This window comes from Actinoplanes sp. NPDC048988, assembly GCF_043197815.1.
Classification (GTDB): Bacteria; Actinomycetota; Actinomycetes; order Mycobacteriales; family Micromonosporaceae; genus Actinoplanes.
The window spans coordinates 90,085-105,551 of the sequence record NZ_JBICTW010000021.1; the positions used below are offsets into that span (position 1 = coordinate 90,085).

The window sequence follows — 15,467 nt, forward strand, 5'->3', positions numbered from 1 at the left end:
CGGCGACTCCGTCTATCGGATAAAAAATCCGCTCCTGCTATCTTGGGATCGGATAGTTAATCCCCTTCAGGAGGCGGTCATGCTCGACGGCATCACTGTGAACGGCACCCGGCGGACGTACGAAATCATCGGTCCCTCGGCCGGCCGGCCCGGACGGAGTCTCCTGCTCGTCTTCCACGGCTCGAAGCAGACCGGGGCCAAGCACCGCGAGTTCATCGGCCGCGCCTACGACGCCCTGGCCGAGAGCGGCGCCGCGGTGGTCGTCTACGCGGACGGCCACAAGGGCAACTGGAACGACGCCCGGCGGGAGAGCGCCTTCCCGGCCCGCATCGACGACAGTGACGACGTCGGTTTCGCCCGGGCGCTGGTGGAGAAGCTCGCTGTCAGCCACGGCATCGACCCGGCGAGGGTGTACGCGGTCGGCTACTCCAACGGCGGTCAGATGGTGATACGCCTGGCCCACGAGGCCCCGCAGCTGATCGCGGGGGCGACCGTGATCGCCGCGACCATGCCGGCGCCCGAGAGCTTCCTGATCGCCGACGCGCCGCCGGCGCCGATGCCGGTCCTGCTCATCCACGGCACGAAGGACCCGATCGTCAAGTACGAGGGCGGGCAGTTCAGCTGGTGGGCGCGCAAGGTGTTCAAAATCGGCGGCCGCAGCCTGTCCGCGCCCCAGACCGCGGCCTACTTCGCCGCCCGCAACGGCATCACCGCCGCGCCCACCACCACGAAACTGCCGGCGGCCGACGCCAAGACCTTCGTCGAGCGCACCGAATACCGCGAGCCCGGGCACCCGCCGGTAGCGCTTTACACCGTGCACGGCGGCGGCCATACGATCCCGGGACCGGCCCAGGCCCCCGCCGTGATGGGCCGGACCAACCAGGACGTGCGGACGGCCCAGCTCATCGACGACTTCTTCACCATCTCCGAGCCCGCACGCCAGTGAGAGGACCATGGAGTTGCGCTGCCTGATGATCGAGCAGAACTGGCCGCGCTGAGCCCACCACATCCCGAACCCGACGGTGCGCCGGGCCGGCCGTTGTCCATTCCAGACCCGGACCTCGCCTCTTAGATGAACGGCCAGCCCACCGGCTGGCTCAGAGCCAGCCGGCCGGGGATCGTCCACTGGGTGGTGGAGAGGTTGGCGGCCTGGGCGGCGGCCATGCCGTCACGGTAGATGCGGCCCAGCCGGCTCGTCCGGTAGAGCGGGTCGGAACTGCCGGCCTCGTACATGGCGGTCAGGACCGTCCGGGCGGTCTCCGTCACGTGGGCGATGGCGCCGCGCACGGCGGCCCGGTCGAGCTCGGTCGAGGCGGCGCCCGCCCGGTCCAGGTCGCGCTGTGTGGCCAGCAGCAGGCCCCGGGCCGCCGCCACCTGCGACAGCGAGCGGCCGACGGCGATCGCCACGTGGTCCTTCTCGGCCAGGGTGATGCCGTCGAAGCCCTTCTTCACGGCGGCCAGGGCGATCAGCTCGTCGATCGCCGCCTCGGCCATGCCGATCAGCACGGCCGCGCAGCCGGGGAACAGCAGGTTGATCACGGGCAGCCCGGTGGCGTGGTGCGGGGCGAACAACGCCTGGGTCATGTGCGCCGGGACGAAGACGTTCTCGGCGGTGACGGAGTTGCTGTCGGACGCCCGCATGCCCACCACATCCCACGTGTCCTGAATGGACACCTCGGAGCGTGGCACGGCACACAAGCGCAACGCGTCGAAGCCGGCTCCGGCCGTCGGGTCGGCCCCGGCCAGCAGGTACCACTCGGCCACGTGGGCGCCGCTGACGATCTTCCAGGTGCCGTTCAGCTGGTAGCCACCGTCGACCGGGGTGAGCAGGCCCGGCGAGCCCGAGTTGGCGATCAGCGGGGCCGTGCCGCCGCCCCAGATCCGCTCGGTGGCCTCCTCCGGCAGCCAGCCCGCCGCGAAGCCGAGGTTGAAGTTCCACAGCAACCAGGCGGTCGGGCCGTCGATGCGGGCGACGCGGGCGTAGAAGTCCAGCGCCTCGGCCACCGGCACCCCGAACCCGCCCCGCTCGCGCGGGGTGAGTACGCCGAACGCGCCCCGCTCCCGCAGCTCGGTCACCAGCTCGCCGGCCGGTCGTCCGCGTTCCTCGGCCTCGTCGCGGTACTTCTCGATCGCCGGGCGCAGCAGTTCGGGCAGTTCGTCGATCGGCATGACCGATCCCTTCCGTCGGGGACCCGCGGTTCGGGCCCGTCCGGACGAGATGCGCCGGATCCGCGGAAACTGCGCCCGGATCGCTATGACGCCGGTCTCACCTCGTGGCGTACGCGACGCCCATCCGCGCCACCCGGCCCTCACGCAGGCGGATCAGCCAGGCCGAGCCCGGGGGACAGTGCTCGGGATCCGAGTGCGGGTTGATGTAGTCGGTGTCCCACACCAGCACCTCCCCGCTGGCGGTGGCGTCCCGCAGCCGGACGCCCACACCCGCGCCGAAGGTGTAGTCCATCATCGCGCGCAGCGCCGACCGGTCGCCGACCAGACCGCCCAGCGCGAAGACCGAAAGGTCGGGCCGGTACCAGTCGTCGAGGACCCGGTCGTACGTGCCGCTCTGCATCGCCGTCAGATGGTCCCGCGCCTGCCGGCGGTGGGCCTCGTGATCCGCCGCGTGATGGGCGTCGTCCGCGGTCTCGCGAAGCGTGTGCGCCAAGGTCCGCCGGGCGTCGCGCAGCCGGCTGGCCACGGTGTCCTCGCCGATCCCGCAAAGTTTGGCGATTTGGTGGTACGACGTGTAGTCGCTGAAGTAGCGCAGCAGGACGACCTCACGCAGGGGCAGCGACAGCCGGCCGACCGCGTCCCGGACCCAGTCCCGGGCGTACGACTGGCCCAGCACCTCGTCCGGCCGCGGATCCCCGGCGGGCGGCATCAGCGGTTCCGGTTCGGCGACCGGCACCGGCTGACGACGGCGCAAAAGCATCTTGCAGGTGTTGCGAACGATCTGGCGCAGCCACGGCCCGGCCGCTTCGGGGTCGCGCAGCTCGGGCAGCCTGCGCATGGCCGTGAGCATGGTGTCCTGCACGGCGTCCTCGGCCTCGTCGGTGTATCCGAGCACCGCGATCGCGGTGGCCCGCAACCCGGCCCGGTGCCGCTCGGTGAGCACGGCGAACGCCGCCATGTCCCCGGTGCGCGCCGCCCTGACTAGTTCCGCGTCCGATCTGAGCACTCACCCATTAAAGCTCGGCCCCAGAACGTCGCGAGCGCCCTGGCGCAGCAGGGCGGCGGCCACCGATGTGCCCAGGGTGACCGGGTCGGTGGCCCACTCGTGCGCGTCCAGGACCGTCTTGCCGTCCAGGCTGACGACGCGGGCGCGCAGGCTGATCCGCCCGTCCGGTTCGGTCCGGGCGTAGCCGCCGATGGGGGAGTGGCAGGAGCCCTGCAGGACGTGCAGCATCGTGCGCTCGGCCACGGTCTCCTGCCACGTGCGCGGATCGCCCAGCGCGGCGGCGAGCTCGACCGTGTCCCGGTCGTCCTCGCGGCATTGCAGCACCAGCGTGCCCGAGCCGACCGCGGGCACCATGGTGTCGACGTCGAGGTACTGGGTGATGCGGTTCACCTGGCCGATGCGCTCGAGCCCGGACGCACTCAGGAGCAGCGCGTCGTAGTCGCCGGCCGCCAGCTTGGCCAGGCGGCTGTTGGCGTTGCCCCGGATCGGGACCGGCGTCAGGTGCGGCCAGTGCAGGGCGAGCTGGGCCACCCGGCGTACGGCCGAGGTGCCGATCCGGGCGCCGGGCGGCAGGTCCTCGAGGCGGGTCCCGGCCGGGTGCACGAGGCAGTCGCGGACGTCGTCGCGGGCCAGGTACGAGGCCAGGACCGTGCCGGCCGGGGCCGGGCGGTCGCCGGGCACATCCTTGACGCAGTGCACGGCCAGGTCGACCTCGCCGGCCAGCAGCGCGCCGTCGACCTCCTTGGTGAACGCGCCCTTGCCGCCCAGCAGGGCCAGGTCGCCCTGCCACCGGTCACCGCTGGTGGTCATCGAGACAACCTGGACCTCGACGTGCGGATACCGCTCGGCCAGCATGCGGCGCACCCGCTCGACCTGGGCCAGGGCCATGGGCGAGTTCCGGGTGCCGATACGGAGCGTACGCATGACCGCCAGGTTAGACCGATCAGCCGGCCGGGTTGCGCCGCCCACGCTGAGGTCGGTAATCGTCCGCGCTGAACCCTCACCCGGATCACGTCCCTGCGCGTCCAGCAGCCCGGTGGCGGTGTCCCGGAGCCACCGCCCGGCCCTCGTTCGCGCCGAACTCCCTGTGACGAACCTGTCGGATAGAACGTTCCGTCTTGACATTGGTTCGGGGAGTCATCATGGTTGGCCACAACAGAACGTTCGTTCTTTCACGTGGTGGTCGGTCCCCGGCGCCTCGCCGGACGTCCGTTCGCTCACGAAACACCGAGAGGATGACTATGACCACCGTTGCCGCTCCCGGCATCTCGACGACGGCGGCCGCCCTGCGGCGGTTGTATTTCGCCCGGGCCGCCTTCGCCCTGGTCTGGGCCGGGGTGACCTTCGCGGTCGCCGACGAGCTCACCGGGCTCAGCGCCACCCTCCTGGTGATCTACCCGCTGGTCGACGTGGCCGCCGCCGTCATCGACGCCCGCTCGTCGCGCTCCACCGGCTCGCCGGCCCTGCTGTACGTCAACATCGCGGTCAGCCTGATCGCCGCGGTCGGCCTGGCCATCGCCGGTTCCTCCGGCATCCCGGCGGTGCTGCGCGTCTGGGGCGCCTGGGCCGTCGTGGCCGGTCTGGTCCAGCTGTTCGTCGGCGTCACCCGCCGGAAGATGGGCGGCCAGTGGCCGATGATCATCAGCGGTGGCCTCTCCGTGCTCGCCGGTTCGTCGTTCTTCGCCGCCGCCTCCGCGACCGATCCCGCCATGACCAACGCGGTCGGCTACGCGATCCCGGGCGCCATCTTCTTCCTCATCGCCGCCGTCCGGCTCGGCCGTACCGCAAAGGGAAACTGACATGAGCGACACCACGTACGACGTCGTTGTGATCGGTGCCGGCCCTGTCGGCGAGAACGTCGCCGACCGGGCGGTGCAGGGCGGTCTGTCGGTCGCCATCGTGGAGCGGGAGCTGGTCGGTGGTGAGTGCTCGTACTGGGCGTGTATGCCCACCAAGGCGCTGCTGCGCAGCACCGCCGCGCTGCGAGCGGCCCGCCAGGTACCCGGCGCCCGCGAAGCGGTCACCGGACAGCTGGACGCGGCGGCCGTTCTGGCCCGCCGTGACTCGTTCGCGTCGAACTGGAAGGACGACGGCCAGGTTTCCTGGCTCGACTCGGCCGGCATCAGGCTGTACCGCGGCCAGGGCCGGATCAGCGGCGAGCGGATCGTCGAGGTGTACAGCGCCGACGAAGCCGTGACCACGCTGACCGCCCGGCACGCGGTGGTCGTCGCGACCGGGACCAGCGCTCTGGTTCCCGACATCGAGGGCCTGCGTGAGGCCAAGCCGTGGACCAGCCGCGAGGCGGCCTCGGCCAAGGCGGTTCCCGGCCGGCTCATCGTCATCGGCGGCGGCGTCGTGGCCTCGGAGATGGCCACCGCCTACACGAGCCTCGGCGCCAAGGTGACGATGCTCGCCCGGGACGGCGTGCTCCACCTGGCCGAGCCGTTCGCCGGCGAGCGGGTCACCCAGGCGCTGCGCGAGTCCGGTGTCGACGTGCGGCTCGGGGCCGAGGCGGTTTCCGTCCGCCGCGACGAGTCCGGCACGGTGCACGTCACGCTCACCGACGGCGAGCAGATCGCCGCCGACGAACTGCTGGTCGCCATCGGCCGGGTTCCGAACACCCAGCAGCTCGGGCTCGACACCATCGGTCTCGAGCCCGGCTCCTGGCTCACGGTCGACGACGCCCTGCGCGTCGCCGGCGCGGGGGAGTGGCTGTTCGCCGCCGGCGACGTGAACCGGCGTTCGCTGCTGACGCACCAGGGCAAGTATCAGGCGCGGGTGCTGGGCGACGCGATCGCGGCCCGGGCCAAGGGCGAGCCGGCCGACACCGGTACGTACGCCCGGTACGCGGCCACCGCCGACGAGCGGGCGGTGCCGCAGGTCGTGTTCACCGAGCCCGAGGTGGCCTCGGTCGGCCTGACCGCCGCCGCGGCGGAGAAGGCCGGCCTGAACATCCGGGTCATCGACTACGACCTGGGCGCGGTTTCGGGTTCGGTGCTGCACGCCGAGGGCTATGCGGGTCAGGCCCGGATGGTCGTCGACGAGGACCGCCAGGTGATCGTCGGTTTCACCCTGGTCGGCCCGGACGTGGCCGAACTCATCCACGCCGCCACCATCGCGGTCGTCGGCGAGGTGCCGATCGACCGGCTCTGGCACGCCGTCCCGGCGTTCCCGACCGTCAGCGAGGTCTGGCTGCGCCTCCTGGAGACCTACGGCCGCTGAGCGGCCGTCCAACCAATCGAAAGGTTCGATCTGAAATGCGTATCCGTCTCTCCCGCCGTGCCGCCGTCGTCGGCGCCACCACCCTCGCCCTGCTCGGTGCGGCCGCTGTTCCGGCCGCCGCCATGGCCTCCGGCAAGAACACCAAGCCGGCCAAGCCGACCATCGTGCTCGTGCACGGCGCCTGGGCCGACTCGTCCAGCTGGAACCCCGTCATCGAGCGGCTGCGCCACGACGGCTACCCGGTCAAGGCCATCGCCAACCCGATCCAGGGACTGACCAGCGACAGCGCGTACGTGACCAGCTACCTCGCCACCATCAAGGGCCCGAAGGTCCTGGTCGGCCACTCGTACGGTGGGGCGGTCATCACCAACGCCGCCACCGCCGTACCCGATGTGAAGTCGCTGGTCTACATCGCCGGCTTCATCCCGGTCCAGGGCGAGACCATCGGCGAGCTCGCCGCGCAGTCCACCCCGGCCCTGCCGCTGATCACCACCCCGGTGCCCGCGGGCGCCGAGGTCATCATCGACCCGGCGAAGTTCCGCGAGGCGTTCGCCGGCGACCTGAGCAAGGACGACGCGGCCAACCTGGCCACCGTTCAGCGCCCGGCCAACACCAAGGCGGTCACCGACGCCAGCGCGACCGAGGGCTTCCGCAAGATCCCGTCGTACGCCCTGCTGACCCGTCAGGACAAGGCCATCAACCCGGCCCTGCAGCGCAAGATGGACGTCCGCGCCGGCGCCAAGATCACCGAGGTGAACGCGTCGCACGCGGTCATGCTCAGCCGGCCCGACGCCGTCACGAAGATCATCGAGCAGGCCTCGCGATGACTTTCGCGCTCGGACGTGCGTGAGCCCCGCGCCGCTTTTGGCCGGGGGAGCAGCGCGGCTATCGCATTCCTGACCGGTGACGACGCGTTCTGATGGCGCCTGGACCACGCCGATCACCCGTCGGCTGCACCGGTCTGCCGAGCGGTGTCACCGAGTTCAGCCCGCCGGTCAGCGCTCGGCCGGCTGACGCTGGCCGTGGATGCGGACCAGGCCCTCGACGCCGCGCTGGAAGGTGTCGACGATCAGGTCGGGGTTGAACAGGCAGCCGGCCGCCATGGCACCGTCGCGCAGCATGACGAAGTGGCGGGCGGCGGCGTCGGACGAGTCCTCGGCGACCTGAGCCATCAGCGTCGTGAGGGTGTCCAGGAACCACTGGCGGTGGGCGATGATCTGCTGGTGCACCGGGTGGTCGACGTCGGGGAACTCCGCGGCGGCGTTGAGGAAAGCGCAGCCGCGGAACCCCGGGCGCTTGATGCCGGCGGCGATGGTGTCCGCGATGGCCAGCAGGGCGTCGGCCGCCGTCGCGTTGGCGGCGATGGCCGCGGTGATGGCGCCGCGGTCCATCTGGTGCACTTCCCGCAGATAGGTGACCACGAGGTCGTCCTTACTGGGAAAGTGCCGGTAGAAGGTCGCCCGGGTAACTTTGGCCTCGGCGATGATCCGGTCGACGCCGACCGCGTGGATGCCGTCGGCGTAGAAGATCTGACTCGCCGTGCTGAGAAGTCGCTGCCGAGCCTCGGAGGGTCGCGATTCCGAGGCTCGAGTATCGGTTGTGCCGCGCGTCATGCCACCAGCTTAGCGGGTAGAACGTTCGGTCTGAAGCCTGCGTACCTGACGAACGCGGGTCACGCCCGGTGCGCGTGTCAGGAGCCGTGAGCTGAGGGCGCCCGCGGCGCGGCGGCGAGACCGCCGGGACGGGACTCGAAGACGATCGCCAGTGGTGCGGCGAGGAACACCGAGGAGTAGGTGCCGACGACGATGCCGATCAGCAGGGCCAGCGCGAAGTCGACGAGGGAGTCGCCGCCGAGCACGGCGAGCGCGGTGAGGATGAAGACCGCGCCGAGGCCGGTGTTCACGGTGCGGGGCACGGTCTGCAGGCTGCCGGTGTTGACCAGCCTCGCGAACGGGGTGCCGCGCCGGTCCTTCGGCCGGACCAGCTCGCGGATCCGGTCGAAGTTGACGACCGAGTCGTTGACCGAGTACCCGATGACGGTCAGCACGGCGGCCAGGAACACCCCGTCGATGGGCCGTCCCAGCCAGGAGAACACGCCCACGACCAGCAGCACGTCGTGGAGCATGGCCAGCACGGTTGCCGCTCCCCACTGCCAGCGGAACCGGACGGCCAGATAGATCAGTTGTGCGGTGAGCGCGGCTCCGAGCGCGATCAGGGCGTTGCGGCGCAACTCCTCACCGAGGGTCGGCCCGATCTTCTCGTCGCGCAGCCGCTGGATGTCGCCGCCGCCCGCTCGGGCCAGCGCGGACCGTACCTTCGTTTCGGTTTCCTCGCCGAAGGCGCCGGCCCGGACGCTGATGTTGCCGTCACCGGAGGTGTTGACGACCGCCCGTTCCAGTCCCGCCGAGGCGACCGCGTCTCGCGCCGCGTCGGCCGAAAGCGGGGCGGTGGCGGCGTATTCGACGAGGCGGCCGCCGGTGAACTCCACTCCGAGGTTCAGCCCGCGGATCCCGATGCCGGCGACCGCGAGCACCACCGCCGCGGCGGACACCCCCAGCCATAGCCGTCGGCGTCCCATCAGGTCGGGATCGCGGGATTCCAGCCTGCTCCGGACCCAGCCGATGCCGGCGAGGCCGCTCCAGGCCGGCCGCCGGTTCAGCCAGCGGGCATCGGCCAGCGGACCGGCCAGCGCCCGAGTCAGGACAAGAGCGGTGAACATGGATACCGCAACACCGATGGACAGCGTGACGCCGAAGCCGCGCACCGGGCCGGAGGCGAGGAAGAACAGCAGCCCGGCGGCGAGCAGTGTGGTGATGTTGGAGTCGATGATCGCGGTCCAGGCGTTGCTGAACCCGCCTCGCAGGGCGGTTCGCAGGCTGCGGCGGGCGCCGCGGGCCGCGTACTCCTCCCGGGCTCTTTCGAAGACCAGCACGTTCGCGTCCAGGGCCATGCCGATGGCGAGGACGAAACCGGCCAGTCCCGGCAGGGTGAGGGTGGACCCGATGGCCAGCAGCGCGGCGTAGGAGATGAGGCCGTAGCAGACGAGGGCGATCGCGGCGATCCCGCCGATGAGCCGGTACACGGCGATGATGAACAGGATGGTCGCGATCATGCCGAGGATCGCGGCTGTCGCGGACGCCTCGATCGCCGCCGCGCCTAGGCTCGGGCCGACCGTACGCTGTTCGATGACCTCGACCGGGACCGGGAGCCCGCCCGCGCGGATCAGCAGGGCGAGATCCTTCGCCTCGCTCTCGGTGTAGTCGCCGGTGATCTGGGTGCGGCCGCCGGCGATACCGGCGTCGCAGGCGACGTCCTCGTTGACCTGCGGCGAGGAGATCACCTCCCGATCCAGGACGATGGCGACCCGCCGTGCGGGATCACCGGGTGCGGCGCAGGCGGCGTCGGCGGTCAGCTTGCGCCAGGCTTCTCCGCCGGCACCGCGGAAGTCGAGGCCGACCTGCCAGCCGGTGAACTGGTCCAGGGCGGCGGTGGCGCTGTCGACCTGCTGGCCGGACAGGGCGGCGGGTCCCAGCCGTAACCGTTCGCCGCTCTCCGCCGCAAGGACGAGCTCCCCACCGGGCGCGCCACTCGGGCCGGGGGACGGTTCTGCGGCGACGACGCCGAAAACGGGATGGAACGTCAGTTGGGCGGTACGGCCGATGACCCCTACCGCCTCGGCCGGATCGGTGACGCCGGGCAGTTCCACGATGATCCGGCGATCACCGGAGCGGGCCAGCGCCGGCTCGGCGACGCCGAGTTCGTCGACGCGGCGGCGCAGCACTTCGAGCGCCTCGTCGGTGGTGGCGGTGGTGGCCCGGGCGAACTCGCCGTCCCGGGTTTCGAGAACGATCTGGGTTCCGCCGCGCAGGTCAAGCCCGAGCCGGGGCGAACGGGTGGCGATCAGCCATCCCGAAACCGCCAGCACGACCAGGGCGAGAATTGCGCGCACGGCAGTAGCGCGCGACATTTCGGATGCTCCTCGACACGGATGAGCCCACGGCCACCGTTCGTCGACGGCTCCGCGGGTGAAGGAAGAAGGGACACGACTACGCCGTGCGGCGTGGCGGTGCCCGACCTCCCACCGTGTGCAGCAGCGGCGACGGCTTCGCCGCGGGAATCCTCGCCGTGGTGCCCGTCCACCGCACGCGTCGCCGGACACCGAACAGCAGCGCCACGAGCGTGGCCGTGAACAGCAACAGGCCTGGCTGCAACGGCCGACCGGTCAGCCGGGTGTCCGGCAGCAGCGGCGTGGCCGACTGAGGCACGACCGCGGCCACCGCCAGGCGGGGCAGGGTATCGGCGGTGGGCGTCTCATCGTGATCGACGCTGCTGAGCGCGGCCCAGGCGATCGTGAGAACCAGCACGAGCGGCAGCACCACAGCACGGCATGCCCGCCGCACCCGCTGCTCAGCCCGCACGCCGTACTCCCCTCGCCGGAGGACCGATGATACCTGGCCTCGTCCGGACCAGGCGGCTCGTTCCACGTTGGCCGGCTCCGGGCCGCGAGGCCTCAGATCTCGTCCGGTTCCGCCGTCTCGGTCTCGAGGTGGGCGCGCAGCCAGCTCTCGGTCGTGGCGACGTGCAGGAGCGCGGCCGCGTGCGCCAGCGGGCCGTCGTGGGCGGCCAGGGCCGCGTAGATCGCTTCGTGTTCGGCCAGGGTTCGTCCCGCGGCGTTGTCGTCGACGAGGCCGCGCCAGACCCGGGCCCGCAGAGTCCGGCTCGACACGCCGTCCAGCAGCGTCGACAAGGTCCGGTTGCCGGTGGCGGCGAAAACGGCGCGGTGGAAAGCGGCGTCGTGCTCGTTGAGCAGCTCCACGTCGTCGCGGGCGCCGCGCATGGCCTCGAGATGTCCGCGTACGGCGTCGAGCTGGTCGCCGGAGATGCGCTCGGCGGCCAGGCCGGTTGCCACCGGCTCGAACAGCCGGCGTACCTCGGTCAGCTCCAGCAGGGTATGACCCTGTAGCAGCTCGACCGCCACGCCCACGCCCTCGAGCAGCAGCTCGGGTTCGAGGCTGGTGACGTAGGTGCCGGTGCCCCGGCGTACCTCCAGGACATTGGCGACCACCAGCGCTTTGACCGCTTCTCGCATGAGGTTGCGGCCCAGGCCGAGGTCGGCGGCGAGCTGCTGTTCGGGCGGCAGCCGGGAGCCCGGGCGCAGCTCCCCGGTGAGGATGAGCTCGCGGATGCGGGCGATGGCCTTGTCCGTCAACGACACTGTCGATCCTCCCTGCCGGGAGCCCAACGTAGCAGAGACATCCCATGTCAGCCGAGTACTTCAGCACGGCGGAGCCGGCCCGGCTTTCGGTTAACTCGGCATTACGCGGCAATTTCGGCCGGATCTATGGACAGGGCTGCGTCTACGGGTCTACAAAGACATCCCATGTCCGGTTCCATCGACGGCGATAGATCGGAGCACCGATGAGACTTCGAACCGGCACCGCGGGAGCCGCGCTTCTGCTGGCCGCCGCGCTCACCGCGGCGTGCGGCGACGACGGCGGCAGCGCCGGCGCCTCCGCCGACGGCAAGCCCCTGGTCGGGGTGGACTACCCGCGTTCCGACACCGACTTCTGGAACTCGTACATCAAATACACACCGCAGTTCGCCGGCGAGCTCGGCGTCGATCTGAAGACGACCAACTCGCAGAACGACGTGGCGAAGCTGACCGCCAACGTGCAGACCTTCATCAGTCAGGGCGTCAAGGGCGTCGCGATGGCCCCGCAGGACACCGCCGCCATCGCGCCGACGCTGCAGCAGCTCGAGGCGAAGAAGATTCCGGTGGTCACCGTCGACACCCGGCCCGACACCGGCAACGTCTTCATGGTGGTGCGGGCCGACAACCGGGCGTACGGCGAGAAGGCCTGTCAGTTCCTCGGGGCCAAGCTCAACGGCGCCGGCAAGGTCGTGATGCTGCAGGGCGGTCTGGACTCGATCAACGGCCGGGACCGCACCGAGGCGTTCAACGACTGCATGAAGAAGAACTACCCGAACATCACGGTCTTCGGCGAGGCGACCAACTGGGACGGCGCCGTCGCCTCGCAGAAACTGCAGACCCGGCTCACCGAGCACCCCGACATCAAGGGCGTCTACATGCAGTCCAGCTTCGCCCTGGCCGGCACGCTGCAGCTGCTCAAACAGCGCGGCCTGCTGGTGCCGCCGACCGATCCGAAACACGTCTTCGTGGTCAGCAACGACGGCATCCCGCAGGAGCTGAAGGGCATCGCCGCCGGCGAGATCGACGCCACGGTGTCGCAGCCCGCCGACCTCTATGCCAAGTACGCCCTGTCGTACGTGAAGGACGCCATCGACGGCAAGACCTTCCAGCCGGGACCGACCGACCACGACAGCACGATCATCCAGGTCCGGCCGGGACTTCTCGAGGACCAGCTGCAGGCCCCGCTGGTCACGGCGGACGGCGCCACCTACGGCGGCGTGCCGAGCGTGAAGTCCGACGACAAATCGCTCTGGGGCAACAACCTCAGCTGAGGCGACCCGGCGAGCGGAGGCAGCACGACATGAGTGACAACCAGGCCGCCCTGCCCGTGGTGGAGGCGACGAAGATCAGTAAGCGGTTCGGATCGACAGTGGCCCTCCACGACGCCGATCTGGTCGTGCAGCCGGGGCAGACGCACGCTCTGGTGGGCCGCAACGGGGCCGGGAAGTCCACGCTGGTCTCGATCCTGACCGGACTGCAGCAACCGGACGCCGGCCGGCTGCGGTTCGGCGGGCGGCCGGCGCCGAGGATCAGCGACCGGGACGCATGGCGCCGCGAGGTGGCCTGCGTCTATCAGAAGTCGACCATCATCGGCTCGCTGTCGGTGGCCGAGAACCTCTTCCTCAACCGGCAGGACCGCGGCCGCGCCGGTCTCCTGGACTGGCCGGGGGTGCGGCGGCGGGCGCGGGAGCTGCTGGCCACGTACGGGGTGGAGGTCGACGCCCGCACGCTGGCCGGCGACCTCTCGGTGGAGCAGCGGCAGTTCGTCGAGATCGCCCGCGCGCTTTCCTTCGGGGCACGGTTCATCATCCTCGACGAGCCCACCGCCCAGCTGGACGCCGCCGCGATCGCCCGCCTGTTCAGCAAGATCCGCGAGCTGCAGGCGCAGCGGGTCACCTTCCTGTTCATCAGCCACCACCTGCAAGAGGTCTACGACATCTGTGACACGGTGACGGTCTTCCGGGACGCCCGCTGGATCGTCACCGCACCGGTCGCCGAGTTGCCGCGCGCCGATCTCGTCGCCGCGATGACCGGCGACGCGGGCGGCTTGACGGCGACCCGGGAACGGCCGGCGGTCAGCGCCGCCGGGACGCCCATGCTGCGGGTCAGTGATCTGAGCGGGGACAATTTCGCCGAGCTGAGCCTCGACATCCGGCCGGGCGAGATCGTCGGCGTGGCGGGAGCCGGCGGTAGCGGGCGGACCGAGCTGGCCGAGACCATCGTCGGGTTGCGGCGACCCGCGTCCGGCACCATCACCGTCGGCGGCACGCCGGTCAAACCCGGCGACGTCGGCGCCGGCCTCGCCGCGGGCATCGGGTTCGTCCCGCAGGACCGGCACCGCCAGGGCTTCGTCGCCGACATGTCGATCGCCGACAACGCCACCATGACGATCGCCGGGCGCCTGGGGCGGGCCGGCCTGATCAGCCGGCGCCGGACCGACGCCGAGGCGCGCGCCATGATCGAGAGCTTGGCGATCAAGACCACCGGTCCGGAGCTTGCCGTACGCGCTCTGTCCGGGGGCAACCAGCAGAAGGTGGTCATGGCGCGCGCTCTGGCCAGTCAGCCGCGCCTGCTGGTGCTGATCAACCCGACCGCCGGCGTCGACGTCCGGTCGAAGGAGTTCCTGCTGAGCAAGGTCGACGAGGCCGCCGACAGCGGCACCGCCGTGCTCGTCGCCTCGGACGAACTGGACGACCTGCGCCCCTGCGATCGGGTCCTGGTGCTGTTTCAAGGGCGCCTCGTCACCGAACTGCCACGGGGCTGGCATGACCACGAACTGGTGGCCGCGATGGAGGGATTGAACCGGCATGTCTGACACCGCAACCGCGCAGGCGTCCCAGCGCGACGCACCCGACCCGCCGCCGCGATCCGGCCGTCGTACGGCCCGGATCCGTTTCGCCCGGCTGCGCGATCTGGTGCTGGTGCCGGCGATCGTGGCCATCGCCGTCATCGGGCAACTGGTCAGCCCGGTGTTCCTCAACCGCGACAACCTGATCAACATCCTGCAGACGATGTCGGAGATCGCTCTGCTGGTGCTGGCACAGACCCTCGTTCTGATCGCGGGCAAGATGGACCTGTCCCTGGAGTCGACCTTCGGCCTCGCGCCCGGCATCGCGGCGTGGCTGACCGTGGCCGCCGGCGCCGGGCACGGCCTCGGCGCGCTCTCCGGCGTCTGGGCGGTGCCGATCACGTTGCTGGTCGGCGTTCTGGTCGGCGCCGCCAACGCGGTTCTGATCGTGCGGTTCGGGCTCAACGGATTCATCGTGACCCTGGGCATGCTGATCGTGCTCCGCGGCCTGCTCACCGGCATCTCCGGCGGCCAGACCTTCTTCGGGCTACCCTCGTCGATGATGTACCTCGGCACGGCCGTGTGGCTCGGGCTGCCGGCCTCGGTGTGGCTGTGCCTGGTGCTGTTCGCGGCCGGCATCGTGGTGCTCGGCTACACCCGGTTCGGCCGCGCTCTCTACGCCATCGGCGGCAACGCCGACGCCGCCCGGGCCGCGGGCATCCGCGTCGAGCGGGTTCTGACCATCGTGCTGATCGTGGCCAGCGTCCTCGCCGCCCTCGGTGGCCTGCTCCTGTCCGGGCGGCTGGCATCGGTCGCCGCGGCCCAGGGAAACGGCTACATCTTCACCGTCTTCGCCGCGGCGGTGATCGGTGGCGTCAGCCTCAACGGCGGCAAGGGCACCGTGTTCGGGGCCTTCACCGGCATCCTGTTGCTCTATCTGATCCAGAACGTGCTGACCCTGGCGTCCGTACCGGCGCAATGGATCGGCGCCCTGAACGGCGCGATCATCCTGATCGCCCTCGTGCTCTCGCGGATCACCTCAGGCAAGGCCCAGGACTGAACGACCGGAG

14 protein-coding genes are annotated in these 15,467 nt (G+C 70.8%); 7 read left to right on the top strand and 7 right to left on the bottom strand.

From position 1 onward, the window contains the following. Positions 1 to 79: 79 nt before the first annotated feature. A complete protein-coding gene (locus tag ACGFJ7_RS40980) occupies positions 80 to 946 on the top strand; it encodes a dienelactone hydrolase family protein (protein ID WP_360256803.1) in 867 nt (288 codons plus the stop codon). 122 nt (positions 947 to 1,068) lie between these two features. On the opposite strand, the gene ACGFJ7_RS40985 is transcribed toward ACGFJ7_RS40980, so the two are convergent. The 3 genes from ACGFJ7_RS40985 to hemC form a co-directional block, all read right to left on the bottom strand. Continuing rightward, positions 1,069 to 2,169: an acyl-CoA dehydrogenase family protein gene (locus ACGFJ7_RS40985; protein WP_360256801.1), complete on the bottom strand. Its 1,101-nt coding sequence runs from the start codon at positions 2,167 to 2,169 to the stop codon at positions 1,069 to 1,071. A 97-nt stretch (positions 2,170 to 2,266) separates the two neighbouring features. Next, the gene (locus tag ACGFJ7_RS40990; protein ID WP_392647395.1) at positions 2,267 to 3,175 is read right to left on the bottom strand and encodes an RNA polymerase sigma factor; all 909 of its coding nucleotides are present in this window, start codon (positions 3,173 to 3,175) and stop codon (positions 2,267 to 2,269) included. Further along, the gene (hemC, locus tag ACGFJ7_RS40995; RefSeq protein ID WP_360256795.1) at positions 3,176 to 4,099 is read right to left on the bottom strand and encodes a hydroxymethylbilane synthase; all 924 of its coding nucleotides are present in this window, start codon (positions 4,097 to 4,099) and stop codon (positions 3,176 to 3,178) included. It lies immediately after the preceding gene. 317 nt (positions 4,100 to 4,416) lie between these two features. On the opposite strand from hemC, the gene ACGFJ7_RS41000 reads away from it, so the two are divergent. The 3 genes from ACGFJ7_RS41000 to ACGFJ7_RS41010 are packed head-to-tail and all read left to right on the top strand — an operon-like array spanning position 4,417 to position 7,224. Further along, on the top strand, positions 4,417 to 4,974 hold the full coding sequence (locus ACGFJ7_RS41000) for a hypothetical protein (RefSeq protein WP_360256793.1): 558 nt from the start codon (positions 4,417 to 4,419) through the stop codon (positions 4,972 to 4,974). Position 4,975: 1 nt separating this feature from the next. Next, complete coding sequence (locus ACGFJ7_RS41005; RefSeq protein ID WP_360256790.1) at positions 4,976 to 6,397, top strand: NAD(P)/FAD-dependent oxidoreductase; 1,422 nt, start codon at positions 4,976 to 4,978, stop codon at positions 6,395 to 6,397. Between the two features lie 35 nt (positions 6,398 to 6,432). Beyond that, on the top strand, positions 6,433 to 7,224 hold the full coding sequence (locus ACGFJ7_RS41010) for an alpha/beta hydrolase (RefSeq protein ID WP_360256787.1): 792 nt from the start codon (positions 6,433 to 6,435) through the stop codon (positions 7,222 to 7,224). A gap of 168 nt (positions 7,225 to 7,392) precedes the next feature. On the opposite strand, the gene ACGFJ7_RS41015 is transcribed toward ACGFJ7_RS41010, so the two are convergent. From ACGFJ7_RS41015 to ACGFJ7_RS41030, 4 genes are all read right to left on the bottom strand, one after another. Next, the gene (locus tag ACGFJ7_RS41015; RefSeq protein WP_360256785.1) at positions 7,393 to 8,010 is read right to left on the bottom strand and encodes a TetR family transcriptional regulator; all 618 of its coding nucleotides are present in this window, start codon (positions 8,008 to 8,010) and stop codon (positions 7,393 to 7,395) included. A gap of 77 nt (positions 8,011 to 8,087) precedes the next feature. Then, a complete protein-coding gene (gene secD / locus ACGFJ7_RS41020) occupies positions 8,088 to 10,364 on the bottom strand; it encodes a protein translocase subunit SecD (RefSeq protein ID WP_392647400.1) in 2,277 nt (758 codons plus the stop codon). Between the two features lie 79 nt (positions 10,365 to 10,443). Then, complete coding sequence (locus ACGFJ7_RS41025; RefSeq protein WP_392647402.1) at positions 10,444 to 10,815, bottom strand: hypothetical protein; 372 nt, start codon at positions 10,813 to 10,815, stop codon at positions 10,444 to 10,446. A gap of 92 nt (positions 10,816 to 10,907) precedes the next feature. Next, positions 10,908 to 11,612: a FadR/GntR family transcriptional regulator gene (locus tag ACGFJ7_RS41030; RefSeq protein WP_360256783.1), complete on the bottom strand. Its 705-nt coding sequence runs from the start codon at positions 11,610 to 11,612 to the stop codon at positions 10,908 to 10,910. A gap of 203 nt (positions 11,613 to 11,815) precedes the next feature. Here ACGFJ7_RS41030 and ACGFJ7_RS41035 point away from each other — a divergent pair, with 203 nt between their 5' ends. Genes ACGFJ7_RS41035 through ACGFJ7_RS41045 form a run of 3 tightly spaced genes read left to right on the top strand, consistent with a single transcriptional unit; the run spans position 11,816 to position 15,457 of the window. After that, the gene (locus tag ACGFJ7_RS41035) at positions 11,816 to 12,880 is read left to right on the top strand and encodes a sugar ABC transporter substrate-binding protein (protein WP_360256781.1); all 1,065 of its coding nucleotides are present in this window, start codon (positions 11,816 to 11,818) and stop codon (positions 12,878 to 12,880) included. A 29-nt stretch (positions 12,881 to 12,909) separates the two neighbouring features. Continuing rightward, complete coding sequence (locus tag ACGFJ7_RS41040) at positions 12,910 to 14,424, top strand: sugar ABC transporter ATP-binding protein (protein ID WP_360256779.1); 1,515 nt, start codon at positions 12,910 to 12,912, stop codon at positions 14,422 to 14,424. After that, the gene (locus tag ACGFJ7_RS41045; RefSeq protein ID WP_360256777.1) at positions 14,417 to 15,457 is read left to right on the top strand and encodes an ABC transporter permease; all 1,041 of its coding nucleotides are present in this window, start codon (positions 14,417 to 14,419) and stop codon (positions 15,455 to 15,457) included. Before ACGFJ7_RS41040 ends, ACGFJ7_RS41045 begins: the two co-directional genes overlap by 8 nt. The last annotated feature ends 10 nt before the right edge of the window (positions 15,458 to 15,467 follow it).

Coding starts and splice junctions, on each gene's coding strand:
- ACGFJ7_RS40980 (WP_360256803.1), top strand. CDS start 80: ATGCTCGACGGCATCACTGTGAACGGCACCCGGCGGACGTACGAAATC.
- ACGFJ7_RS40985 (WP_360256801.1), bottom strand. CDS start 2,169: ATGCCGATCGACGAACTGCCCGAACTGCTGCGCCCGGCGATCGAGAAG.
- hemC (WP_360256795.1), bottom strand. CDS start 4,099: ATGCGTACGCTCCGTATCGGCACCCGGAACTCGCCCATGGCCCTGGCC.
- ACGFJ7_RS41000 (WP_360256793.1), top strand. CDS start 4,417: ATGACCACCGTTGCCGCTCCCGGCATCTCGACGACGGCGGCCGCCCTG.
- ACGFJ7_RS41005 (WP_360256790.1), top strand. CDS start 4,976: ATGAGCGACACCACGTACGACGTCGTTGTGATCGGTGCCGGCCCTGTC.
- ACGFJ7_RS41010 (WP_360256787.1), top strand. CDS start 6,433: ATGCGTATCCGTCTCTCCCGCCGTGCCGCCGTCGTCGGCGCCACCACC.
- ACGFJ7_RS41015 (WP_360256785.1), bottom strand. CDS start 8,010: ATGACGCGCGGCACAACCGATACTCGAGCCTCGGAATCGCGACCCTCC.
- secD (WP_392647400.1), bottom strand. CDS start 10,364: ATGTCGCGCGCTACTGCCGTGCGCGCAATTCTCGCCCTGGTCGTGCTG.
- ACGFJ7_RS41035 (WP_360256781.1), top strand. CDS start 11,816: ATGAGACTTCGAACCGGCACCGCGGGAGCCGCGCTTCTGCTGGCCGCC.
- ACGFJ7_RS41040 (WP_360256779.1), top strand. CDS start 12,910: ATGAGTGACAACCAGGCCGCCCTGCCCGTGGTGGAGGCGACGAAGATC.
- ACGFJ7_RS41045 (WP_360256777.1), top strand. CDS start 14,417: ATGTCTGACACCGCAACCGCGCAGGCGTCCCAGCGCGACGCACCCGAC.